Below are 23,989 nucleotides of genomic sequence, written 5' to 3' on the forward strand. Positions count from 1 at the left end.
AGTTGCAACTTTTCTAAAAAGCTCGAAAATCATTTTAAAGCCTTTGATTTGACTTTCTTTTACCTTAATAACGGATTTGTTTAACGCTAGCATACTTTTTGAAACACCACCCAAAATCTTTTGCTCAACCTGATCATTTGGCAAAATATCACTGGCACAACCAGAATAAGTACATAAAAAAGTATCGGTTTCTATAGGTGAGCGGTCCACGTGATAGGAATACACATCTGTTGAAATGAAATCCAGCCCTTCATCCCGTTCATAACTTTTAAGTAAATTAAGAGATGGGGAGGCTCCGAAATCGGTTAATAGCTGGATATCGCTTAAGATCACTTCCCGAGCCAGATGACCTTGTTCTGAAAGTTGCAGCGCTAAAAGATCTTCCACAGAAACTTCAGTAATATTCTCTTTTAATTCCAGTTTAGTCACGATTTCTTTAAAATCACCAGCCAGATTTCTATACCAGCACATGGCATTTATATTTCCTTGAAACTTGGAATTGACCAGTTCAGGAAAAGTGGCAACCACACCAATTTGCTTGTGATCAGAAAGCGTATTTTTCATATGAGAATTAAATAATCAACCAAGTCTAATAATATACACTCAGCTTTACATAAATGCAGAATGATTCATGACACATGACCTGAAGAGAGTAAGGATGAAGTTCGCGATAAACCTAGGTTCACTCACCATAATTTCTGCACAATTATTGAAATCTTGTAATTTAGAAACGTGACATTTGCATAGATATGATAAAATTGCGAAAATTATTTTTTGCTTGATTGAATCAACTCTGTATAGAGTAAAGGTAAACCTATTTTGAACCCACCAAATATGCCAAATCAAATAGACTTTCAAAAAGTTGCATTAGAAACTTTGCGTATAGAAGAACAAGCACTGGAAATATTGGCAACACAAATTGATGATCGTTTTAGTCGTGCCTGTGAAATCATCTTGAAGTGTCGAGGGCGTTTAGTCATTACCGGTATGGGTAAGTCAGGGCATATCGGCCGTAAAATGGCAGCAACCTTTGCTTCTACAGGTACACCGTCATTCTTTATGCATCCAGGTGAAGCGGGACATGGCGATTTAGGCATGCTGGTTCCTGGCGATGTGCTGATTGCCATTTCTAACTCGGGCAAGAGTGATGAAATCATGATGCTTATGCCATTAATCAAGCGTCTGGAAATTCCTCTAATTACCATTAGTGGCGACAACAAAGGCCCTATGCCGCAAAATGCCGATGTGGCCTTAACTTTGGGGAATATTCAGGAAGCCTGTCCACTGGGTCTGGCACCGACATCAAGCACCACGGCAACTCTGGCTTTAGGCGATGCCTTGGCAGTTGCCTTGCTGGATGCACGTGGCTTTACTGCCGATGATTTTGCGCTGTCTCATCCTGCCGGCGCCTTGGGTAAACGCTTGTTGTTGCATGTCGAACACCTCATGCACACAGGTACAGAATTGCCAAAAGTTTCTCCAGATACACCAATGAACCAGGTTTTATACGAAATTTCAAACAAACGCCTAGGTTTAACCACAATTGTCGACCAAAATGACGTTCTATTGGGTATTTTTACTGATGGTGATTTACGTCGTTTAATTGATAAACAACAAGGCTTTGATGTGAACTTGCCGGTTTCTGAGGTCATGACTAAAAGTCCATTGACCATTTCGCAAGAGGCACGTGCCGTTGAAGCCCTAGAGCGCATGAACGAAAAGAAAATCAATCAATTTGTTGTAGTAGATAGTGCAAACAAGGTTATTGGCGTGATTAGCATGCATGACCTGATTCAAGCCGGGGTGAATTAAGAAATGGCATCTTATATTTTATTGGAACAGGCGCGCCATGTTGAAGCTTTGGTTCTTGATGTCGATGGAATTCTGAGTGATGGTTTTGTCACCCTGACCAATACTGGGGATGAAATCAAGTCCTTTGATATCCGTGATGGTTTAGGTATGAAACTCGTACAGAAAGCCGGTGTAAAAGTCATTATTATTACTGGACGTAAAAGCAATATTGTAGAAAAGCGCATGTCTGACTTGGGTGTAGACCTGGTTTTCCAGGGCCGTGAAGACAAAGGCACTGCATTACGCGAAGCCTGTGCCCAATTGAATGTTGCTCCAGAAGACTGTTTATATATGGGCGATGACTGGCCTGATCTTTCGGCATTTGCCATTGCCGGTATGAAAGTGACTGTTCCGAATGGTCATGTCGAAGTTCGACGCCGTGCTGACCTTGTCACTCAGGCCATGGGTGGTCGTGGTGCAGTGCGTGAAATCTGCGACATGATTCTGACGGCCAAAGGGGCTTATGAACAACTGCTTGAAAGCTATACCGCTGCCCCACATTAATTGTTAAACAATTCATTGAATTTGAGTTAAGTGCCACACTTATGGATACAAAAGTTTTATACCTGACTGCTATAGCAATTGCAGCTATAAGTGGTGGTTACTACTATTACAGTGGTAAGGGCAACAAGCTCGAGGTTGATTCAGCCAGAAGCATGACCTATTCCGCTGAAAAAATTAACCTGACTCAAACCGATGACAACGGTAATTTGTATGCCCGTGCTCAGGTCGACCGTATGGAACAGGACATGCAAAAGGAAACGGCCAAACTGGAAAACCTGAATGCCTCGCTGTATAAAAATGGCGCAGTTGATGCCACTTTTTATGCCAAAGTGGCGAACAGTTATGATGACAATCAACGGGTGATTCTGTCGGGAAATGTCGTGGCGACCAAGTTGATGCCACAGGGCAAAATGCAGTTTCAGACCCAGGAATTAACCGGATATCCTAAAACTCGGGAAATTGAGACAAATAAACAGGTCACTGTGCAATCTCCGCAAGCTGAATTTGTAAGCCAGGGGCTGAAAGCCAATCTAAATGACGGTCAATACGAATTTTTTAATATTCGAGGAAAATATGAACCACAATCTTAAGCTTACATTGTCTAAAACTTTGCTTAAACAGGCAGCTTTAGCCGGTTTGGTTGTATTCTCGTCGGCAGCGGCGTTTGCCATTCCATCTGACCGAAATCAGCCTATTTCACTGGTTGCTGACCGTGCTACCTATAATGAAAAATCCGGGGTGACGACCTATAGCGGAAATGTCATCATCGAACAGGGCACCATGAGATTGCAAGCCAACTCTATTGTTGCCAATCTGAACAGTCAAAAACAGATCAGTAGCATTACGGCGACAGGCGGTCCGGCACGTTTTCAACAACAAACCGAGGTGAATAAGGGTTTGGCAAAAGGTCAGGCGCAGAAAATTGTTTATAATGCCCAAACTGGCATTATCACCTTGTCTGGCAATGCATTTTTACAGCAGGATGGGGCAAGTATCCGCGGTAATACTTTGAAATACAGCATGAATAAGGGTGATGTTGAGGCAACGGGCACACCAAACAGTACCGGTTCATCTTCAGGTCGCGTACAAATTGTTATTCCGCCATCTAGCTCAAAATCATTCCCGGGAGCACGTGATTAATGGATCAATCGCTAAATCAACCCCAAACCTTGTGTATTAAACATCTGGCAAAAAACTATAGTAAAAGATGGGTCGTCAAGGATGTTTCTTTCCAGATGCAGAGTGGGCAGATTGTAGGCCTGCTTGGTCCAAATGGTGCAGGTAAAACCACAAGTTTCTATATGGTGGTGGGTTTGGTTCGAATGGACAAGGGCGAGATTCACTTGGATGATCTTGATTTGTCCGACTTGGCCATGCATGAGCGTGCGCGTAAGGGTATTGGTTACTTGCCGCAAGAAGCTTCCATTTTTAGAAAACTGACGATTTCTGAAAATATTATGGCGATTCTTGAAACCCGTAAGGATTTGAACAAACAGCAGCGTCAACAGCGTTTAAATGAATTGCTGGCTGACTTTAAAATCAGTCATATTAAAGATTCACTGGGCATGAGTGTGTCCGGTGGTGAACGCCGCCGTGCAGAAATTGCCCGTGCTTTGGCTGCCGATCCTAAGTTTATGCTGTTGGATGAACCTTTCGCCGGGGTCGACCCTATTTCTGTCGGAGACATCAAGGATATTATTCGTAATCTTAAAGACCGTGGAATTGGGGTGCTGATTACCGATCATAACGTCCGTGAAACTTTGGCGATTTGTGAGCATGCCTATATTGTCAGTGAAGGTGCGGTAATTGCAGAGGGTACACCTCAAGAAGTGCTTGCAAATGATACTGTGCGTAAAGTTTATTTGGGTGAAGACTTTACCGTTTAGTTAAAGTTTAATCAGAATGATCTAATCTTATAAATTACAGTATCATTTAACTTAAAATACTTTTTTAATTTAAAAACCTTCTTTTATAGAAGGTTTTTTTGTATCTGCAAGCCATTCAAAACAGGCTATACTGCCGTTGTGTTGTTATTTATTCCAGATTTATGCCATTTACCATTGCCTCATCCGTTACTTTTGAAGAAGACATTAAGAAAAGTCGCTTTCAGGCGATTGCTGCTCCTGTAGAAAATGAACAGGCAGTAAAAGATTTTTTAGAACTGCATAAAGATATCACCACCACACATCAGTGCTGGGCATGGAAAATTGGTCACAATGTCCGTTTTAATGATGCTGGAGAGCCGTCCGGCACAGCAGGCCGACCGATTCTGGCCACGATTGAAGGCAATGAATTGACCAATGTCATTGTTCTGGTCAACCGCTGGTATGGTGGTATTAAACTGGGAACTGGCGGTCTGGTTCGCGCCTATGGCGGTTGTGCCGGGCAGTGCCTGTTACTGGCGGAAAAAATTGAGCTGATTGAAAAGAAAAAAATCAGTTTTGCCTGCCAGTTTAATGAGTGGGCTATTTTTCAATATGAGCTGAACCAGCAACACATCGAATTTCAGGAACAATATACCGCCACAGGCGTACAGGTCGAAGCCCTATTACAAGTCCATCAGATTCAGCCTTTGACACTGAAAATACAGGATGTAACTCGCGGGCGCGAACAACTCAAAATTATAGAAGAGCCTGAACATGACTGAGCAAGACCCGCTTTTAAAATATCGTGAACAGCATAAGCACCGTTTGAATTACATGCCCTGGCTGTACTGGTCATTAAAACCGAAAAATCGCGGCTGGGCAGAGCAATGGCAAAAAGAATATCAAGCTTATTTGATGGAAATGGAAACCGTCGAAATTGGTGAAAACTGTTTTATTTCACCGCTGGCCCATATTTTTGCCGAGCCGGGCCGGAAAATAACGATTGGCGATAATACCTTTATTGCCGCAGACTGTACCTTGCATGGCCCTTTAGAAATTGGCAATGAAGTGGCCATCAACCATCACTGCATTCTGGATGGTGGACGTATGGGCATCAAGCTGCATGACCAGGTGCGTATGGCGGCATACTGTCATTTGTATGCCTTTGACCACGGCATGGAGCTTGCACAGCCCATTTACCAGCAACCGGTACGTTCTCAGGGCATCGAGATTGGGCAGGATGTGTGGCTGGGCGCGCATGTCGGTGTCAAAGATGGAGTAAAAATTGATGCTCATGCCATTGTGGGCATGAATAGCATGGTCACAAAAAATGTTGAAAAGGCGACTATTGTTGCCGGGAATCCGGCGAAGTTTATTCGTCATCGGGATTAAAAAATCCAATAAAATGAATATGAATCAGCCAGTAAGTTTAATTACATAAAAGCATGCACAGTGGTGAAGAGTTATGCTAAGTTAAAAATAACAATTAGACTTAAAGCCTGTATAGGCGAAAAGCGAGGCGAAAATGAAACGTGTAATCGCTTGTATTGATTCTTCTCCATGCGTAAATGCAGTTGCCGAAGCTGCAGCATGGGTCGCAAAGCAGACACAACGTGAATTGGTATTATTACAGGTTTTAGACTATTACCCAGCAAGTTATCATTTGGGTGAAATCAGTGGGGTGATTGGTTTTGAAAGTAATGCAATGTTACTGAAAGAACTGGCAGAACTTGAACAGAAACAAAGTGAACTGGCACTGGATTACAGCAACAATCTTTTAAATCATATTTCTGACATGATTCAGCAGAAGTATCAGATTAACGCCTCGCATCTTCAGGAAAAAGGCGATTTCCTGGAGCAAAGTTTTCATGTGCTTAAAGAAGATGACATTGCCATTATTGGCCGGGTCGGAGAGCGTTCTGCGGAACGCAACAAACCAATAGGCAGTAATGTGGAAAATTTTATCCGTGGCGCAAAATGTACCATCATGACTGTGGGGGAACAGTTTAAGCCACCCACACGATTCATTTTTGCCTATGAATATTCACCGACCTGCGTTAATCTGATGAAACGTGTCGCGCAAAGTGATTTACTCAGATTATTGCAATGTCACCTGTTATATGTAGGAGATCATCCGGAAATACTGAATGAGCCTTCACAGTATTTACGTGATGCCGGAATGGATGTGGTGACGGAATACCGTTATGGCGATGTCTCGGAAAATATACTGGAATACCAAAGCGAACACGGCATACAACTGATATTGCTCGGCGCATTTAGTCACAGTAAAATTCGCCAGTTCTTTTTGGGAAGCGTGGCAACCAGTATCTTCCGAAATTCAACCGTACCCTTACTGGTGGTGAAATAAGTTCATTCGCACTTGATCAGTGTGATGAATAATTGTACATAGTTATCCGCATAACTTGTGGATAACTATATGGACAATATTTGTAAGTTATTAATAAAAAAATAGAAAAACAAAAAGACTGTTTTTTAACCTTTGTGTCATATTATTTCACTATGGCCAGGGCAAATCCATCATGGCCTTTGCTGCCAACTGTTTGTAATGCGGTACAAGAGAGAATTCGAGGATGGTCTTGCAAGGCTGCAAACATATCGCGAATGCCCTCAATACTTGGTTTGTGATTGTCAGGATTAATGATCTCACCAGCGCGAATCACATTATCCAGCACAATAATGGTCCCTGAATGGGACAGGTTTAAGCTGAGTTCTAGATACTCTGCATAGCTTTGTTTGTCGGCATCAATAAACACAAAGTCAAAGGGCTCAAAATCGGCAGGTAATGCCTTTAATACGTCTGCAGCACGACCGACTTTAAGATCAATGGTCTGCGGAAGTTTGGCACGATCAATGTTTTCCTGACCCAAAGCTGCATGGGTATCACGACCTTCAATGGTCAGGATGTAGCCATCATCAGGCAGGGCACGAGCCAGCCACATGGTGCTGTAGGCAGCAAAAGTACCAAGTTCAAGCACGCGCTTGCATTTGTTCATCTGAATCAGCATTTGCAGCAGCATGCCCTGATTGGGCGCGACGGCGAGGTGATCTGGAAAACCTTTATCTTCAGTGTTTTTTAATGTCTGTAGCAGAATGGGGTCTTCTGGAATTAAATGTGCATCGATGTAAGCATCAATCTCTGTCCACATTTGTTGCATAGTCTGGTCACCTGTGTTGCGATGCATGCATTTTAAACCTTTCCATTCAGAGTGCAATTTATCGTTTTGATTTATTGAAAAAGGGAAAATAAAAAAGAGATCAGCAAGATCTCTTTTTTAACGCAATACACGGTTTTAAAAATTACACATCGAGCTGTGGCGTGACAGGTCTGGCCCCCAAGTACGGTAACCTTGAGTATCAATATGGATTTGACCAGAAGCATACAAGCCCAACCCCATATTCAGGCTTTGTCCGTACTGGGCCCAAAACTGGCACAATTTAAATTTGGTGTTTTCAATAAAAGCAAAATCTTCAGCTTGGGGAACTGCAGGTCCAATGCGAAAATCGATTGCCGAATTGAATAAGTGACGTGATGAATTTGCACCACCGGCACACTGGTTAAGCGGCAAATCCCGATAAACGGAGGTCACTTCAAAGTCGGTAAGCACTTTGGCGGCAACCAGATATTTAAAGACTCGTAAGGTTGCAATTTGATTGCTCCACAATTCACGATTTGGAATCATGTATTGGGCACGGCCACATTTTTGCCAGTCACGAGCAGAACGCAACAATTCGAAACTCGGAATAATATTGCCGACCCCATTGCGTTCCAGAAAACTTTCATATTCACGGACACGATGTAAATTATCGCCGATGGCAATCCATGAATTATAAACATAAGGTACTGTTTTAGGTGGAATTGGGCGCTCAAGGCTAATACGTTCTTGAGGAATGAAGATCCGTTTTCCATCGGGTATTTGCCCTTGTTTATGAGGAGATGTGCTACATCCAATCATGACAAGTGGGACTAGGCTTATGCCCAGTAAGCCCTTTAAAACATGCTTCATTATAGAAATCAAATATTTATAAATACGAGCTATTTTAATCCAATTTGAAGGATAAAATTTGAAAATATTGCAATCAAATGTTTTTTTAAGTATAAAAAAAGATCAGCATTTGCTGATCTTTTTTGCAAGTCCAAGAACAGTCTTATTTTTCCAGATACTGTAACTTGTCTGTTTTACCGTTCCATTCTTCACGATCGGCAGGCTGATCACCAATTTGAGTGATATTTGGCCATTTTTGCGACAGTTCAGCATTCAGTTCAATAAAGACTTCCTGACCTTCAGGTAACTCATCTTCCGAGAAAATAGCATTTGCCGGGCATTCAGGTTCGCATAATGCACAGTCAATACATTCATCTGGATTAATCACGAGGAAATTTGGACCTTCGTAGAAACAATCTACCGGACAAACTTCTACGCAGTCTTGGTATTTACATTTAATACAATTTTCAGTGACAACAAAGGTCATGGCGACAGCTACCTAAAAAATATGGTTCTAGTTACTCTTGCTGTATTTTAGGCAAAAATGCTGCTAACTAACAATTGCTTTTATTGATATTTATTATATATAAGGCTGTTAATTTTAATAAAAATTGAATATTTATTTAAATATATGTAGTAAATGAAAAAGACTTCTATTTAGAAGTCTTTTTCTGGCGCAGATTTAAACTAGCTTTCCAGGGCATCTTTTAAGGCATAAATCTGTTGCAAGGCTTCCCGCGGAGAAAGATTGTCCACATCCAGCGATCTTAACAGATTCAGTGCAGGCACATCTTTTTCAATTTCCACTACACGTTCTATAACTTCTACAGCCGGTTCATCGATTGCGCTAAACAGATCATTTTGTACTACCTTATTGACCTGTTGATGCTGCTGCTTTTCCAGAATCTTCAAGCGGTTTTGCGCCTCTTTGATCACGCTGGCAGGAATGCCGGCCAGTTTTGCCACCTGTAAGCCATGGCTTTGACTGGCAGGGCCATGCTGAACCTTGTGCAGCAGTATTAGATTACCGTTCAGTTCCTTGGCCGTGACATGATAGTTATCAATTCCCGATTCCTTGCCCAGTTCAGTGAGTTCAAAATAATGGGTGGCAAACAGGCACAGGCATTTAATCCGTTTGCTCAGGTCGATCACACAGGCCCAAGCCAAAGACAGGCCATCGTAAGTACTGGTTCCGCGTCCGACTTCATCCATCAGCACCAAAGACTGGTTGGTGGCATGATGCAGAATTTGTGAGGTTTCGGTCATCTCCACCATAAAGGTCGATTTACCAGTGGATAAGTCATCTGCTGAACCGATACGGGTAAACACCCGATCAATAGGCCCTAATACTGCGGACTGGGCAGGCACATAGGAACCGCAATAGGCCAGTAAACTGATCAGCGCGGTTTGGCGCATAAAGGTCGATTTACCACCCATATTCGGCCCGGTTACAATGGCCATACGGTGATTGTAATCTAAGCTGGTGTCATTCGGAGTAAAGGCGGTTTTGCTTAAGGCTTCCACCACCGGGTGCCGGCCTGCCACAATTTTGACCCCAATTTCAGGGCTGAATTCTGGACGGGACCAGTTGCGTAAACGCGCCTGATGGGCAAAATTGGCCAGCATGTCTATCTGTGCAATCGCGCTGCTCATCATTTGTAAATTGCCGATGTCCTGACGTAATTCATCCAGCAGCATTTCAAACAGCATTTTTTCACGCGCAAGGGCACGTGATTCACTCGACAAGACTTTATCTTCAAAAGATTTCAGTTCGGGCGTGATATAGCGTTCGGCATTTTTCAAGGTCTGACGACGGATGTAATGATCCGGTGCCTGCTCGGCTTGGGCGCGGGTCAGTTCAATATAGTAGCCACTGACCCGGTTATAGCCAATTTTCAGGGTTGAAATGCCGGTGTTGGCACGCTCTTGAGCTTCCAGATCAATCAGGAACTGGCCCGCATGATCGCGGATTTTACGCAGCTCATCCAGTTCACTGTCAAAGTCTTCTGCAATGACATTGCCATCACGGAGTAATACTGGTGGATTTTCGACAATCGCAGACATCAGGCGTTGATGCAGGCCATGAAAATCTCCCAGCTCATCTGTCAGTTGCTGAATCAGAACGGATTGCTTGGCTTGTACCATTGGCTGAAGGGCATGACGCAAGAAAGGAATTTGCGCACAGGCCTGACGTAGCTGTACCAGATCACGTGGACGTGCACTGCCTAAAGCGACACGACTCAGTACACGTTCAATATCACTGATCTCTTTAAGGACTAGACGAATCGGTGCTTCATGATAACCACCCAACATGGCGGCAATAGCATCCAGACGGGCATCAAGTATTTTGGTATCACGCAAGGGCTGCATCAGGGTACGGCTCAGCAGTCGAGCGCCCATGGCAGTCTGGCAGTCATTAATGAGCTGGAACAGGGAGGTTCCATGTTCGAATAAGGGTTCCACCAGTTCCAGATTACGTCGTGTGACCGGATCTAAAGCAATAAAGTCACTGCTTTGTTCCAGCTGAATGGAGCGGATATGCGGTAAAGCGGTTTTCTGGGTTTCTTTGGCATAATGGATCAGTGCCGCTGCCGCAGCCTTGGCCAGCGGTAAATGATCAATTCCAAAACCGGAAAGGGTAGCGACTGCAAACTGGTCACATAAGGTTTTTTGCGCATTATTTAAGTTGAAGTCGACATTGGGACGACGGGTCACAGGGCAGTCGAGCTGCTTTTTTATCTGCTCGATAATATTCGGATCGACAATATCTTCATCTACCACAATTTCACTTGGCATTAAGCGTGAAAGTTCAATTGCCAGTTGCTCTTGTTGAAATTCCTGTTGCTGCACCTTGAAAATACCGGCACTCAAATCCAGCAGTGCGATACCAATCTGCCCCTGATGTAAGCAAAGTGCAACCAGATTGGAAGACTGATGACTGTTCAATAACGCATCATCGGTCAGGGTGCCAGGCGTAATGATACGTACCACACCGCGTTCAACCGGACCTTTACCAGTCACTTCGCCCAGCTGCTCGCAAATGACCACGGTTTCGCCTTTTTTCACCAGGCGGGCCAAATAGCCTTCAGCGGCATGATAGGGAACGCCTGCCATGGGAATCGGTTCACCATTGGCCTTTCCGCGGTGGGTTAAGGTAATCCCCAATAATTTGGCGGCTTTATGGGCATCGTCAAAAAACAGTTCATAAAAGTCACCCATACGATAGAACATCAGGGAGTGCGGATGCTGCATTTTGACGCTCATGTACTGCTGCATCATCGGGGTTAAAGTGGAAAGATCAGCCATGATTTCCGGGTAACTCATTGAGGTAAAATCCTTAAATATTTAAATACATCGAATCTTTAAAAAACTTGGCTGTCTCACCAATTTCAAATTTATGCATGAAACGCTCATCGTAAAATCCTAGACGCTGGCTTGAGCATTATTGTTATTTTCAAGCCAAACCGAGCTATGAAAAAACGGCGTTTCAGTCGCTCAGACATCTTACCAAATTTGCATGAATTGCGAAAAATGCTTTGCAGTAAATGGATAAAAATTAGAAGAACAGTGTTATGCGGGCATAGCAGGGGCATCGGACCGGCAATGAACATGACGCTGCCGGTCGATGTGGCTGGAAAACTCAAGCGGACATTAGGGCTGATGCAGGCCCAGCCTGGTCAGATGCAGACGCAAGATACGGCGCAATTCTAAAACGGCTTCCGGTGTTTCCTGAATGGAATGCCCCCCCTTAATAATTTTTTCCGAAACGGCACCCTCCAGATGGGCACTCTTATAACGCACCACGTCATCCGTGATCACATTGATATCGCGACTATCGGTGATATTGCCAATAATGGAATGAAAGGCCAATCCTTTACGCGGGCTAATGTCTTTGCTCAGTTCAATAAACTTGGACTGATAACTTAAATCACTCGGCCCATTTTGAATCAGGCCATGATCGATCTGCTGTAACAGTTCTTTGAGGTCCAGGTCCTGAGTTTGTATGCTATCGCTAATCGCAGAGAGGAAAGCACCGGGAATACGGATGATTTTACGTGCTGCCTTGGTAAACCAGCGATCGGCATAATCGGTTCCCCGATGCGGAGTGGCCAGAAAAATCGCACGGGAGAAATTAGGAATGTCCTTGATGACCAGACGCTGCGAAATAATCGGTAATTTCTGAAACTTGTTTAACTGACGATTATTCATCATCGATAACGCTTTTTTGGTCACGTCTGCATCACTGACCAAAAGCCGGGCAATAATGCCGCCCATGCTATGTCCAACCAGCACTGCATCTTTTTTGGCCGGGGCATTGGCATCGACCTGCGCAAAGGCTTGGGTCAATAGGGCATAAATCTGGAAGCGGCTTTCCATAATCGGCATATTGGTTGAATAGAACACCTGCCAGACCTGAAAATTTTCCCGCAGTACCGTGTCACCCATAATGTCGTTTGTCAGGCGAATCCATGCTTCGGGACTACTGGCCAGACCGTGGATTAAGACAATCACTTTTTTATTCGGATTATACGGCTCCAGCATGTATAAATGCGGCATGGTGAGATGGTCATCTCGGTCAATCAGGGTTAAATAGGCTGCCCGACCGAGATTGTTCTGTGCCAGCCATAAGCCATAAGGCGTAGAAAAGTTTCCAGCCAGCGGATAGGTCTTGCCGGCCATATTGACCTGATCATATTTGTACGGATCAAAGGCTTTTATTTCAAATTCTGCATTGTTTAAAATGTCTTCTACATTGCTGGCTGCTTTGGGCTGTGCGGTCAGGGTTGCAGCCAAATAGCGGGCCTGATGAATATTCGGATTGACGCCGTTTTTGTAGCTGAAATTCATCGGGTCGATAATATATTTATTTTTTCCTTCGCCGATATCGTCCTTGACCTGCGGTAGAACCAGGACAAATTCTGAACCAAAACCATCACGACGGTTAATGGAGCGTAAGCCTGAAAAATTCAGGTTGTAACTGGAAAGCAGCTGCTCGATTTTCTGATTTTTGAGCTGTGGATAGTAATCAAAGTTGATCTGATAAATACTTTTGCCGACCTTGACCTGCGGCTCAACTACAGTAGGTTTATGCCGCAAGGCATAAGCAGTTACCAGCTTGGCCAGTGCCAAATTATAAAAATCACGTATTTGCACCTGCCGGTTGTCAAAAATCCGGTCTTTGGGCTGACGTTTGGTTTTAAACATGTAGGCATAACTGTAGCGGATGCTTTTATCCAGCATATACAGTTGCTGATCCAGACATTTATCATAGGTCAGTTGTTGCTGTTTCTGTTTTTCTTCGGATCGGGTGCTGGTTAAGGTACCGGTTTTACACTCAGAAGAATTTTCAAATTCCAAGGCTTTGGCCAGGTAGATTTCGCTGGAGGTAGAGAGCAGCTGTTCGTCCTGAATTTGCGGAATCTGTTGCAGTTCCTGAATACACTGGTCGGGTTGGTCGGAACAGATTTTAGCTTCACGACCGGTCATGGACAGTACATTTAAACTGGCTTCACTCAATTTATTGCGGGTAAGAATACTTTCACGTTCATTGGCAATCGTGACATTAATGCCTTGGCTTTTGACGCTCACAATTTGGCACCCAGTGAGCAGGTAACTACTCAGCAGCGAGGCAAATAAAACTTTATATATTTGTTTTGGCATAAAGATGGTCTACGTGAGTATTTGTTTGAGTTTTTCTTCATCATACGATATTTGTTTTAATTTTCAATTCGTGCATAAAAAATAGACCGTTCTGAACGGTCTATTTAAAAGGCTCATTAAAAAAGCAAAAATTAAGGTGCTTTAGCGGGATTAAGCACCTGCCATACATTCCAGCGACCTTGCTTTTCAATTTCGGCAATTAAACGGTCAGCAACTTCAGCTTCCTGCGGATATTTCACCTTGTAATTTTTCAAGACCTGAATCGCATTTTTCTTCTGCTCCATGGCAATGTAATTGTTTGCCGCAGATAAATACGCTTCCTGCACACCTGCCTTCATGGCTTTGTCCAAATAAGGAATGGCTTCACGTTGACCACCGCCTTCAGACAGGCCAAAACCGAACCAGAAGTTTGCCTCGGCATCTTCTTTGTTAATTTTTAAAATGCGCTGTGCGTAAGTTAAAGACTTGGTGGTATAGACTGAACCCAGGTCCAGGTTACGCGCCATAACACTGGCTTTAAATGCGCGAATCAATACATCAAAAGAAGCATTGTCTCTAGCAGCCAAGGTGTCAAGCTGCTGAGTCACTTGTTTGAGCTTGGCTTCAAAGCCTTTACGTTCCTGACGTTCAGTAAAACGAGGCGGGTAATGGCGTGCCTTGCCTTCGACCAGCTGCAAGAAATCATCAATTTCGGTAACATCAAATTCATTTTCACCCGCCATGACTGCATATTTTACATTACGCTGCTTGCTGTTGACGGTAGGGATAATCAGCTTGTTGACATCTAGGGTCACTTTTTTACTCGGGTCACCCGGAAGTGTGACTTCCATTTTGGTTACAGGTTGTGCAGCAGCTTTTTGTAAGGCAATTTCAAATGGAGGCGGTGCATCATAGTTAAATGGATTCAGTGCGTAAAATGGAGCGGTCAATTCAGGTTCAGTGAAAACGATTGGTGCATTTGATTTTTTATCTTTTGTCGGTGTCGAGCTACACGCTGAGAGTAAAGCAACAGCAATCAATGTACATGCCAAAGGCTTAAGGGTCATAGAGATCATCCGTTCATTTAATTTTAAAATTGGGAAATAGGTATGTTCCTCAGTCTAAAAAAACTCTCAGGAACATACAAGTAAGGGCTTGTTAATATTCAGAACAGCCAATTAGGCTTTGGATTGACTGCTTTGCGCTTCGCATTCACGGCGCACATCTTCAATAATTTTAAGTTCTTCAACACTATAAGGCTGTTCTTTTTGCTGCTGTTTTTTAAAGGTCGGGTCGAGCAGGGATAAACGCTGACATAAGGTGTTCATGCGTTTTTCATTGAGCTGAATCCGGTCAAGCAGCACACGCATGCCATCCAGAATCGGGTCTGACTGGTCCTGTGTGGCTGCATACGGCTGGAAGCCAATACTTTCTGCATAATCACGACGGCGGGCTTCTTCTGCATCTTTCGGCTGGTCTTTGGTAATGAAGCGGGCCGGGTTTCCTACAGCAGTTGTATTTGGAGGCACTGCTTTGGTGACAACGGCATTGGAACCGACTTTGGCATTTTTACCGACAGTAAATGGTCCCAGAATTTTGGCACCTGCACCCACCACCACGCCATCTTCCAGGGTAGGATGACGTTTGCCCTTGTTCCAGGTGGTACCGCCCAGGGTGACGCCGTGATAAAGTGTGACATCGTCACCAATTTCAGCCGTTTCGCCAATCACCACACCCATGCCATGATCGATAAAGAAACGGCGACCGATTTTGGCACCCGGATGGATTTCAATGCCGGTTGCAAAACGGCTAAAAGAAGACAGCAGGCGGGCAGAGCCCTTACACTCTTTTTGCCAAAGTTCATGGGCAATACGGTGCATGATCAGCGCATGAATGCCGGGATAGGTAGTGAGAACTTCTAAAGTGTTTCGTGCTGCAGGATCGCGCGCGAATACAGCTTGGATGTCTTCTTTGAGCTGTTTAAGCATTAGATTGATCCTCTGAGGAACCGGTTGTTTTGTCTGTAGATTTTTTCCATGTACCATTGTTCAATGCCTGTACACGGCTAAAGATGCCACGCAGTAAATGATATTCCATACGATCTAATTGTATACGTCCAAATAAACGACGCAAGCGTAAAGGCAATAATCGTGGGTTTTTCGGGTCCATAAATTCAATTTCGGCCAGCATTTTTTCAATATGCGGGTAAAACTGTTCCATCTGTTCATGGGTGACCAAAGGCTCATCCCACTGCATGTCAATTTCATCGGTGACATGCATGGCGGCTTCCGGATCTTTCTTCTGTTCAGTCAATGCCATGGCAGCCATGCGCATTTCATAGCAAATCACCTGAATGGCTTGGGCGACATTCAGTACGCCATAATCGCTATTGACCGGAATGGTCACATGATAGTTGGCCATTGCCAGTTCTTCATTGGTCAGGCCACGATCTTCACGGCCAAAAATCACCGCAACTTCCTGCTGTTTTTGCACCACAGCCTGCAATGATTTTTCCGCAGCCGGACGGGCATCCAGTAAAGGCCAAGGAATGGTGCGGCTACGCGCACTGGTGCCAAACACCAGATGGCAATCCTTAATCGCTTCTTGCAACGTCGGTACAATTTCAATCTGTTCAATCAGATCGGTTGCGCCTGCAGCCAGGGCATCAATATCGGGATGCGGATAGGTTTTAGGCTGCACCAGTACCAGCTTGGATAGGCCCATGGTTTTCATGGCGCGTAATGCACTGCCGATATTGGCAGGCAAGGTAGTATTGACCATGACAATACGCACATGAGAGAGATGTGCGGAAACCACAGCATTGTCAACTTGACTCATAAGGTGTCCGATTTGAATTTAAATATTTAAAAATTAGGAATATTGGGTGGCTTCAGCCTGATACAGGTCCATTGCTTCATCCATGCTCACATTGGCTGGCGGCGGCGGGACATTCGCAGGCATGGCCTGCTCGTAACTGACGGCCTTGGCTGCTTTGGATTTGACCTGATATTCAATGTGAATCACGTCTTTACCAAAATAGTCACGTAGTTTCGCCAGCAATTCATCCAGTGGAGCCACGTTCCAGTTTAAGCCCAGGTTGATATCGGCAGAGGCATAAGGATAATCGATGTGTAATTGCATCGGGATATGATTGCACATATCGACATTGCAGAATGGCGTTAAGATTTTGCGTAAATCCTGACTGAGTGAAGCATTCAGGTGTTCCGCATTCAGCTTGATTTGAATGCTGTTGGCACGTTTCTGACGGATTTCATTCAGGCTAAAGGCTTTGGTCAGTCGTCCCATAGGGCGGTCAAAACCTTCACGTTCGTAAATCTCGCCTTCAATCACCACCACTTTTTCATTTTGAATGATGTCTTTAAAGCGCTGGAAACGCTCGTGATTGGCCGATACTTCTATACGTGCAGTGCCGTCATCCAGAGTCACCATCATGCGGTTCGGGAAGTTGGCGACATCCACCACCAGACCGGCAAATACGGTAGTTACGCCACGGCGTGTAGGCGTGAGTTCATTAATCCGTGCAGGAATAAAAGACTTGAGTTCCGGGCGATACACATCAATCGGATGTCCGGTTAAATACAGTCCCAAGGTGTCTTTTTCACCTTTGAGGCGAACTTCATCTGACCACGGTTTGACCGGTTTGGCGGGTTTGCGCTGAACTTCCTCAACTTCACCAAACAGGTCCATCATGCCGGTTTCACGGTTAGAGCGAGCCTGTTCTGCGGCTTGAACCGCTTCAGGCAGTTGTGCCATCAGGCTGGCACGTTCAATGCCCAAACAGTCCATCGCACCTGCACGGATGAGTGCTTCAAGGGTGCGTTTATTGATTTTTTTCAAGTCTACGCGGTGGCAGAAATCAAACAAGTCTTTATAAGGACCATCCTGCATGCGTGAATCAATTACCGACTGCATTGCTGCTTCACCCACGCCTTTGATCGCGCCTAAACCATAGACTATGGTATTCGGACTGCTGGCATGGAAGTTATACAAGGACATATTGATGGATGGGGGAAGAACTTCCAGACCATTAATACGGCAGTCATCAATCAGGAACACGATGTTGTCGGTGTTCTGCATTTCCGAGGTCATCACCGCGGACATAAATTCTGCAGGATAATGCGCTTTTAGCCATGCCGTCTGATAAGCAACCAGGGCATAGGCGGCAGCATGCGATTTGTTGAAACCATAACCGGCAAATTTTTCCATATAGTCGAAGATATGGTTGGCGGTTGCTTCATCAATATCTTTTTCAGCAGCACCTTTAATAAAGATCTGGCGCTGTTTGACCATTTCCTCAGGTTTTTTCTTGCCCATGGCACGGCGCAGCAAATCCGCACCGCCCAGACTGTAACCGGCACAGAACTGTGCAGCCTGCATTACCTGTTCCTGGTACACCATAATCCCGTAGGTCGGTTCCAGAACTTTTTCCAGTAAGGGATGCAGGTATTCAAACTCACCGCCATGCATACGATGAATAAAGTCAGGAATCAGATCCATTGGACCCGGACGGTACAGGGACACGAAGGCAATAATTTCTTCAAACTTGCTTGGACGTGCCTCTTTCAGCATCTTTTTCATGCCGACGGATTCAAACTGGAATACCGCAGTGGTGTTGGCGTTGGCAAAGATTTCGTAGGCCGGTTTATCGTCCAGCGGAATATAGGAAATATTGACCGGTTCAGTGACATCCGCACGTGCATTGATATGCTTAATCGCATCTTCAATCACGGTCAGGTTACGCAGACCCAAGAAGTCGAACTTGACCAGACCGGCCGCTTCGACATCGTCCTTATCGAACTGGGCAACACGGTTCGTTCCGTCGGCATCACACATCACGGCTGAGTAGTCGGTCAGCTTGGTCGGTGCAATCACCACACCACCGGCATGCTTACCGGTATTTCGGGTAATGCCTTCAAGTTTGAGTGCCATTTCCCAGATTTCAGCGGCATCGTCATTGTCCGGGTTGGACGGATTGGTGACAATATCCTTGAGCTGCGGCTCAGCTTCCAGCGATTCTTCCAGGCTCAAACCCAAGGGCTTGGTTGGAATCATTTTGGAAATACGGTCCGCCAGACCATAGGATTTGCCTAAAACACGTGCCACGTCCCGAATTGCACCTTTGGCCGCCATGGTCCCGAAAGTGGCAATCTGCGATACCGCGTCCCGGCCATAAGTCCGTGCCACATAGTCAATTACGCGGTCACGGCCGGCAATACAGAAATCGACGTCAAAGTCGGGCATCGACACACGTTCCGGGTTCAAGAAACGTTCGAACAGCAGGTCGTAACGCAGGGGATCCAGATCGGTAATCTTCAAGCTATATGCCACCAGTGAGCCGGCACCTGAACCACGGCCTGGACCGACAGGGACGCCGTTGCCTTTGGACCACTGAATAAAGTCCATCACGATCAGGAAGTAACCCGGGAAACCCATGTCGAGAATAATCTTCACTTCGAAGGCTAAACGCTCGTCATAGGGTTTACGGATTTCCGGCCAGTCTTCACCGCGCTTTTCAGGTGGATACAGGAAGTTGAGTCGTTCTTCCAGACCTTGTTCGGATAAATGCGCAAAGTAGGTATCAATGGTATGACCTTCCGGAATCGGATAGTCCGGCAAGTCATTAAAGCCTAAACGCAGGCTGACGTTGCAGCGTTTGGCAATGTGGAAGGTATTTTCAATCGCAGTTGGAATATCGGAAAATAGTTCCGTCATTTCCTCAGCAGTTTTGAAATATTGCTCAGGACTGTAATTTTTCGGGCGACGGTCATCGCCTAGTACATAACCATCGGCAATACAGACCCGGGCTTCATGCGCTTCAAAATCATCCCGTGTAATGAAGTGCACGTCGTTATGCGCCACCACGCCTATATTGTATTTTTTCGCAAGTTTGACCGCTTCCTGAATGAAGTCTTCTTCACCTGGGCGGTTGGTACGGGTTAAGGCCAAATAAACACGGTTGCCGAATTTCTCAATCCACTCCTGCAATAGCGGTTCTGCTTTTTGCGGGTTGGAAGTCAGCAGCATTTTGCCGACATCACTGTGCTGGCCGAGTAGAACGATTAAATCTTCCTGCTGATTTAAAATCCATTCTTTTTGCACACAGGGAATATCCAGCTGTTGCCCGCTAATATAGCCTTCAGAAACCAGTTCGGTTAAGCTGCGCCATCCCTTTTTGCTCATGGCAAGCAAAGTAACTTTGTGCTCTGCATCATTCAGACGCAGGGTAGAACCAAAAATCGGTTTAATGCCTTTATCCAGACATTTTTTATAGAATTTTACCGCAGCATGCAGGTTGGACAAGTCGGTAATGGCCAATGCTGGCATTTCGTCATTTGCAGCAGCTTTAATAAGATCAGATACACGTACGATAGATTCTGTAATTGAAAATTCTGTATGTATACCAAGATGAACAAAGTGCATAAATGAGTCCCTGCAAAAACCACTGGATAGTTTAGCACGGGATTTATTGTTTCAGTTTGAAATTGAGGGGAAATGGCTAACTTTTAGGTCAAGTCTGGATTTGATTTTTTGGACTGATCATTTGGCTATAAGTGAGGAGACAGGGTCTTTTACTTTTAAAAGATGAGCCGTACTGCTGTGCAAGGCAACAAAAATCTTTTATTGGCTTGATGATAGATCCTGAAAAAACTTTAGGCACAGCGTTACAGCTGAAGGCAAGACAAGCCAACGGATGACATCCAGATGTCATTCTGTATAGCGCATGACAAGATGGATTCTATGGGAAGCTTTCTGGAAAAATCCGTAAATTTCGAATCTTTTCTTTATTCACTAAAATAAAACCCTCCGAAGAGGGTTTAAGTGTATTTTTATCTTAATCGTGACAGCCATTCGCCAAAGGTCTGAACAAATTGCACCAGCAATAACAGCACAATCACGGTCAAAATGACTACACTGGTGTCAAAACGCTGATAACCATAAGAAATGGCGAGGTCACCAATACCGCCTGCACCCACAGCACCTGCCATCGCCGTTGCACCAATCAGGCTAATGGTGGCAGTGGTCAGGTTTAAAATGAGAGAACTGCGTGCTTCAGGCAAAATAAACCTGAAAATGATTTGCATGGGCGAAGCACCCATCGCTTGTGCTGATTCAATAATGCCTTCATTCACTTCAAGCAATGAAGTCTCAATCAATCGGCCCATATACGGACCAATATAAATGGTTAGTGGCACAATTGCCGCCCATGTCCCAATCGATGTCCCTACAAGCAATTTTGTCAGGGGAATAAAGGCAATCAGCAAGATAATAAACGGCAATGAACGCAGCGCATTTACAATCGGGTTTAAGCCATGATAAATCACCCGGTTTGGCAGAATGCCCTCAGGACGGGTCACCAATAAAATGATGGCCTGGATAAAGCCCCAGATACAACCGAACAGCAGGGCAAAAAACACCATGTGGAAGGTTTCTTGCAGCGCGGTAACAAACTGGTCAATCGACAGGGAGCTTTTCCAGTAAGGTGCGGTGATTTCTGTTAGCCACTGAACAATTAAATCTCTCATGCACTGACTCCAGACTGTTCAACTTTGACGCCGTTTTGCTTGAAAAACGCAACGGTTTGCTCAATCACTGCAGGGTCACCTAGCAGCTGGACAAACATTTGTCCAATCACAGAGCCATTAATTTCAGTCATATTGGCAAACAGAATATTCAGGCTGATATCAAACTGCTTAATGGCCGCCTGTACCACAGTCTCTTGTGCAGAAGTACCCAGGAATTGCAGACTATAAATGCTGTTATGATTTTTGTTTTCCAGGCTATTTAAAATATTCACCGGTAACTGTTGTTGCAGCACGGTTTGAATAAAGCTTTTGGTGGTAGGATGCTGGGGCTGACTGAAAATTTCCAGCGTCGAACCGGTTTCGATCACTTTACCCTGTTCCATTACCGCAACATAATCACACACAGATTCAATCACGTCCATTTCATGGGTCACCATGACAATGGTAATGCCTTGTTCTTTATTAATCTTTTTAAGCAAATCTAACACAGACTTGGTGGTTTGCGGATCCAGTGCCGAGGTCGCTTCATCACAGAGTAAAATTTTAGGATGATTGGCGAGGGCACGGGCAATCCCCACACGCTGTTTTTGCCCACCAGACAGTTCATCCGGAAAAGCGTCTTTTTTATGCTTAAGATCAATAAACTCGAGCAATTCCGCCAAACGTTTTTCACGCTCGGCTTTGCTCCAGCCCAATAATTTCATTGGCATTTCGATATTGGCTGCGACAGTTTTGCTCTGCAACAAATTAAAATGCTGAAAGATCATCCCGATGTTGGCACGTTCCTGACGTAACGAGCGTGCATCCAATGCAGTAAAATCTTTTTGATGAATGATGACTTGACCATCATTTGGCCGTTCGAGCAGATTAATCAGGCGGATTAAGGTACTTTTACCTGCACCACTATAGCCAATAATGCCAAAAATACTGCCATCCGGAATCTGTAAATTAATCTGATCCAGGGCACGAATTGTTTGACCTTTAAGCTGATAGTGTTTTGAAATATTTTTAAATTCAATCATATGGTCAAAAACTATCTATAAAAAGAAAAACAGGCAAAGAGACTTTGCCTGTTTAGATGAACCAATTATATTACTATTTTGCTTCAGTGAGATAGCTAATCGGTTTATTTACGTCAACTTTAGTACCGCCAAATTTTTCCTGAACAAATTTGTTCACGGCTTCAGTGTGGTACAACGCGCCGACTTTTTTCAACAATGGGTCATTTTGGCGACCCTCGGCAACTGCAAGAATGTTGACATTCATTTTGGTGCTTTGGTCGATTGGCTCATAATAAATAGAATCTTTAAGCACATTCAAGCCGCCTTCCATTGCCAGGGTATTGCCTAGGACAATCGCATCAACTTCGTCTTTAACACGTACAGCAGTGGCCATCTGAATCGGTTTGATTACAATTTTTTTGTTGTTTTCAACAACATCGGCAGGGGTGCCTTTTACGTTGTCAAAATTAGGTTTTAATTTGAGCAGACCGGCAGATTGAAGCAGCAATAACGCACGTGATTCATTTGCGCCATCATTAGGAATGGCAATGGTCGCACCGGTTTTGAACTCATCCAGTTTCTTCACTTTACTTGAGTAAATGCCCATGGGTTCCAGGTAAGTGGTAGAAAGCGGAGCAATCTTATCTTTATTGGATTCATTGAAAGCAACCAGATAGGCATAAGACTGGAATGCATTCACATCAATTTCTTTATTCGCTACCGCTGTGTTCATGGACACATAATCGGTGAAGTTTTTCACTTCAAGTTTAATGCCGGCAGCTTTGGTTTCTGGAAGCGTGGCAATATAACGCCAGACTTCGGCATCCGAACCTGTTGAGGCCATAGTGACAGTCTGAAGACCGTTTGCGTCTTTCGTTTGAGCTGCATCATTTGCAGGCGCTTCTTGTTTACCACAGCCAGACAAGCCAACTGAAAGACCTAAAACAAGACCAAGGAGCTTTTTCATGTATATGTCCTAGTAAATCTAATTTGGCGATAAATTTACGAATATGTCATTGGAGAGATTAAATCAAGTGTGAATCAGATCAACTGATTGATGCAGATGACTTTAAAATGTCCCGCTCATCAATGCAATTAGAGATCGGTAGCATCATGAAGATGTTTTATGCTTGAATAAGGCAAATTACTGTAATCAAACAATTTTCATGATGACTTATTCCTAAAAATTGGACACATCATAACAATTTTTTTTTATACATAATAGTGATTATAAATCTGATATTTAGCTTAATTTTGCATAAGAAAGTGAGCTGTTTTTATAAATTAACTCATAAAACAATAGATTAAATTTATTGAAATGAATAAAACGGATAATTAAAAGAATTTTGTTTCTATATAAATTTTTTTAAAATACAAAGCTGAAAAAGGGATATTGATAAAAATACTCATTGTTTGGTATTGATTCATTCTCTAAAAGATAAAGTTCATTAATTAGCATAAATTCGCGTATTTGCATTTTATGGTGTTTATTGATTTCTCCGTGGGCGCGTTCGTTTATTTCTATATGCTGTAAAAATGTTGGTAAACAAGCATCCTATAGCAAGCAAAAAAACCGCACT

The 23,989-nt window shown here is 44.1% G+C and carries 20 protein-coding genes and 2 pseudogenes; 9 read left to right on the plus strand and 13 right to left on the minus strand.

Annotated features, from left to right (window positions below; all coding sequences use genetic code 11):
* Positions 1 to 84 (plus strand): annotated as a pseudogene (locus ACPUEY_RS05470) (IS1 family transposase); the annotation flags it as partial.
* A gap of 27 nt (positions 85 to 111) precedes the next feature.
* Here ACPUEY_RS05470 and ACPUEY_RS05475 read toward each other — a convergent pair.
* Positions 112 to 564: pseudogene (locus tag ACPUEY_RS05475) on the minus strand (DUF1826 domain-containing protein); the annotation flags it as partial.
* 270 nt (positions 565 to 834) lie between these two features.
* On the opposite strand from ACPUEY_RS05475, the gene ACPUEY_RS05480 reads away from it, so the two are divergent.
* The 8 genes from ACPUEY_RS05480 (at position 835) to ACPUEY_RS05515 (ending at position 6,588) form a co-directional block, all read left to right on the plus strand.
* On the plus strand, positions 835 to 1,812 hold the full coding sequence (locus ACPUEY_RS05480) for a KpsF/GutQ family sugar-phosphate isomerase (protein ID WP_425121426.1): 978 nt from the start codon (positions 835 to 837) through the stop codon (positions 1,810 to 1,812).
* A gap of 3 nt (positions 1,813 to 1,815) precedes the next feature.
* Complete coding sequence (locus ACPUEY_RS05485) at positions 1,816 to 2,355, plus strand: KdsC family phosphatase (RefSeq protein WP_425121427.1); 540 nt, start codon at positions 1,816 to 1,818, stop codon at positions 2,353 to 2,355.
* Positions 2,356 to 2,396: 41 nt separating this feature from the next.
* Positions 2,397 to 2,945 (plus strand): LPS export ABC transporter periplasmic protein LptC, encoded by a 549-nt coding sequence (lptC, locus tag ACPUEY_RS05490; protein ID WP_425121428.1) that lies wholly within the window; start codon positions 2,397 to 2,399, stop codon positions 2,943 to 2,945.
* Positions 2,929 to 3,495 carry a lipopolysaccharide transport periplasmic protein LptA gene (lptA, locus tag ACPUEY_RS05495; protein WP_092819356.1) on the plus strand — a complete coding sequence of 189 codons (567 nt, stop codon included), beginning with the start codon at positions 2,929 to 2,931 and terminating at the stop codon, positions 3,493 to 3,495. The genes lptC and lptA overlap by 17 nt, the downstream gene beginning before the upstream one ends.
* Positions 3,495 to 4,241 (plus strand): LPS export ABC transporter ATP-binding protein, encoded by a 747-nt coding sequence (gene lptB / locus ACPUEY_RS05500; protein ID WP_131274062.1) that lies wholly within the window; start codon positions 3,495 to 3,497, stop codon positions 4,239 to 4,241. Before lptA ends, lptB begins: the two co-directional genes overlap by 1 nt.
* Positions 4,242 to 4,402: 161 nt before the next feature.
* Complete coding sequence (locus tag ACPUEY_RS05505) at positions 4,403 to 5,002, plus strand: IMPACT family protein (protein ID WP_425121429.1); 600 nt, start codon at positions 4,403 to 4,405, stop codon at positions 5,000 to 5,002.
* Complete coding sequence (locus ACPUEY_RS05510) at positions 4,995 to 5,612, plus strand: acyltransferase (RefSeq protein WP_131274060.1); 618 nt, start codon at positions 4,995 to 4,997, stop codon at positions 5,610 to 5,612. The genes ACPUEY_RS05505 and ACPUEY_RS05510 overlap by 8 nt, the downstream gene beginning before the upstream one ends.
* 133 nt (positions 5,613 to 5,745) lie before the next feature.
* The gene (locus tag ACPUEY_RS05515) at positions 5,746 to 6,588 is read left to right on the plus strand and encodes a universal stress protein (RefSeq protein ID WP_131274059.1); all 843 of its coding nucleotides are present in this window, start codon (positions 5,746 to 5,748) and stop codon (positions 6,586 to 6,588) included.
* Positions 6,589 to 6,730: 142 nt separating this feature from the next.
* On the opposite strand, the gene ACPUEY_RS05520 is transcribed toward ACPUEY_RS05515, so the two are convergent.
* The 12 genes from ACPUEY_RS05520 to ACPUEY_RS05575 all read right to left on the minus strand — a co-directional run bounded on the left by ACPUEY_RS05520 (position 6,731) and on the right by ACPUEY_RS05575 (position 23,376).
* Positions 6,731 to 7,396: an O-methyltransferase gene (locus tag ACPUEY_RS05520; RefSeq protein ID WP_092819502.1), complete on the minus strand. Its 666-nt coding sequence runs from the start codon at positions 7,394 to 7,396 to the stop codon at positions 6,731 to 6,733.
* A gap of 135 nt (positions 7,397 to 7,531) precedes the next feature.
* Entirely contained in the window at positions 7,532 to 8,245 is a 714-nt protein-coding gene (locus ACPUEY_RS05525) for a D-Ala-D-Ala carboxypeptidase family metallohydrolase (protein ID WP_131274058.1), read from the minus strand.
* A gap of 142 nt (positions 8,246 to 8,387) precedes the next feature.
* Positions 8,388 to 8,711, minus strand: a complete 324-nt coding sequence (gene fdxA / locus ACPUEY_RS05530) for a ferredoxin FdxA (protein WP_067729501.1) — start codon at positions 8,709 to 8,711, stop codon at positions 8,388 to 8,390.
* A 200-nt stretch (positions 8,712 to 8,911) separates the two neighbouring features.
* Positions 8,912 to 11,548, minus strand: coding sequence for a DNA mismatch repair protein MutS (mutS, locus tag ACPUEY_RS05535; RefSeq protein ID WP_131274057.1), 2,637 nt, complete (start codon positions 11,546 to 11,548; stop codon positions 8,912 to 8,914).
* Between the two features lie 327 nt (positions 11,549 to 11,875).
* Complete coding sequence (locus ACPUEY_RS05540) at positions 11,876 to 13,885, minus strand: esterase/lipase family protein (protein ID WP_425121430.1); 2,010 nt, start codon at positions 13,883 to 13,885, stop codon at positions 11,876 to 11,878.
* Positions 13,886 to 14,016: 131 nt separating this feature from the next.
* Positions 14,017 to 14,931, minus strand: a complete 915-nt coding sequence (locus tag ACPUEY_RS05545; protein WP_131274056.1) for an ABUW_2363 family tetratricopeptide repeat lipoprotein — start codon at positions 14,929 to 14,931, stop codon at positions 14,017 to 14,019.
* Between the two features lie 111 nt (positions 14,932 to 15,042).
* A complete protein-coding gene (gene cysE, locus ACPUEY_RS05550) occupies positions 15,043 to 15,852 on the minus strand; it encodes a serine O-acetyltransferase (protein WP_092819365.1) in 810 nt (269 codons plus the stop codon).
* On the minus strand, positions 15,845 to 16,702 hold the full coding sequence (locus ACPUEY_RS05555) for an RNA methyltransferase (protein WP_425121431.1): 858 nt from the start codon (positions 16,700 to 16,702) through the stop codon (positions 15,845 to 15,847). Before ACPUEY_RS05555 ends, cysE begins: the two co-directional genes overlap by 8 nt.
* A 33-nt stretch (positions 16,703 to 16,735) precedes the next feature.
* Positions 16,736 to 20,305 carry a DNA polymerase III subunit alpha gene (gene dnaE, locus ACPUEY_RS05560; protein ID WP_425121432.1) on the minus strand — a complete coding sequence of 1,190 codons (3,570 nt, stop codon included), beginning with the start codon at positions 20,303 to 20,305 and terminating at the stop codon, positions 16,736 to 16,738.
* Between the two features lie 407 nt (positions 20,306 to 20,712).
* Positions 20,713 to 21,408, minus strand: coding sequence for a methionine ABC transporter permease (locus ACPUEY_RS05565; RefSeq protein WP_131274054.1), 696 nt, complete (start codon positions 21,406 to 21,408; stop codon positions 20,713 to 20,715).
* Positions 21,405 to 22,430: a methionine ABC transporter ATP-binding protein gene (locus tag ACPUEY_RS05570; RefSeq protein ID WP_092819369.1), complete on the minus strand. Its 1,026-nt coding sequence runs from the start codon at positions 22,428 to 22,430 to the stop codon at positions 21,405 to 21,407. Before ACPUEY_RS05570 ends, ACPUEY_RS05565 begins: the two co-directional genes overlap by 4 nt.
* A 73-nt stretch (positions 22,431 to 22,503) precedes the next feature.
* Positions 22,504 to 23,376 carry a MetQ/NlpA family ABC transporter substrate-binding protein gene (locus ACPUEY_RS05575; protein ID WP_425121433.1) on the minus strand — a complete coding sequence of 291 codons (873 nt, stop codon included), beginning with the start codon at positions 23,374 to 23,376 and terminating at the stop codon, positions 22,504 to 22,506.
* Positions 23,377 to 23,989: the final 613 nt, after the last annotated feature.

The sequence above is a fragment of the Acinetobacter sp. G11 genome, from assembly GCF_049808495.1.
Taxonomy (GTDB): Bacteria; Pseudomonadota; Gammaproteobacteria; order Pseudomonadales; family Moraxellaceae; genus Acinetobacter; species Acinetobacter kookii.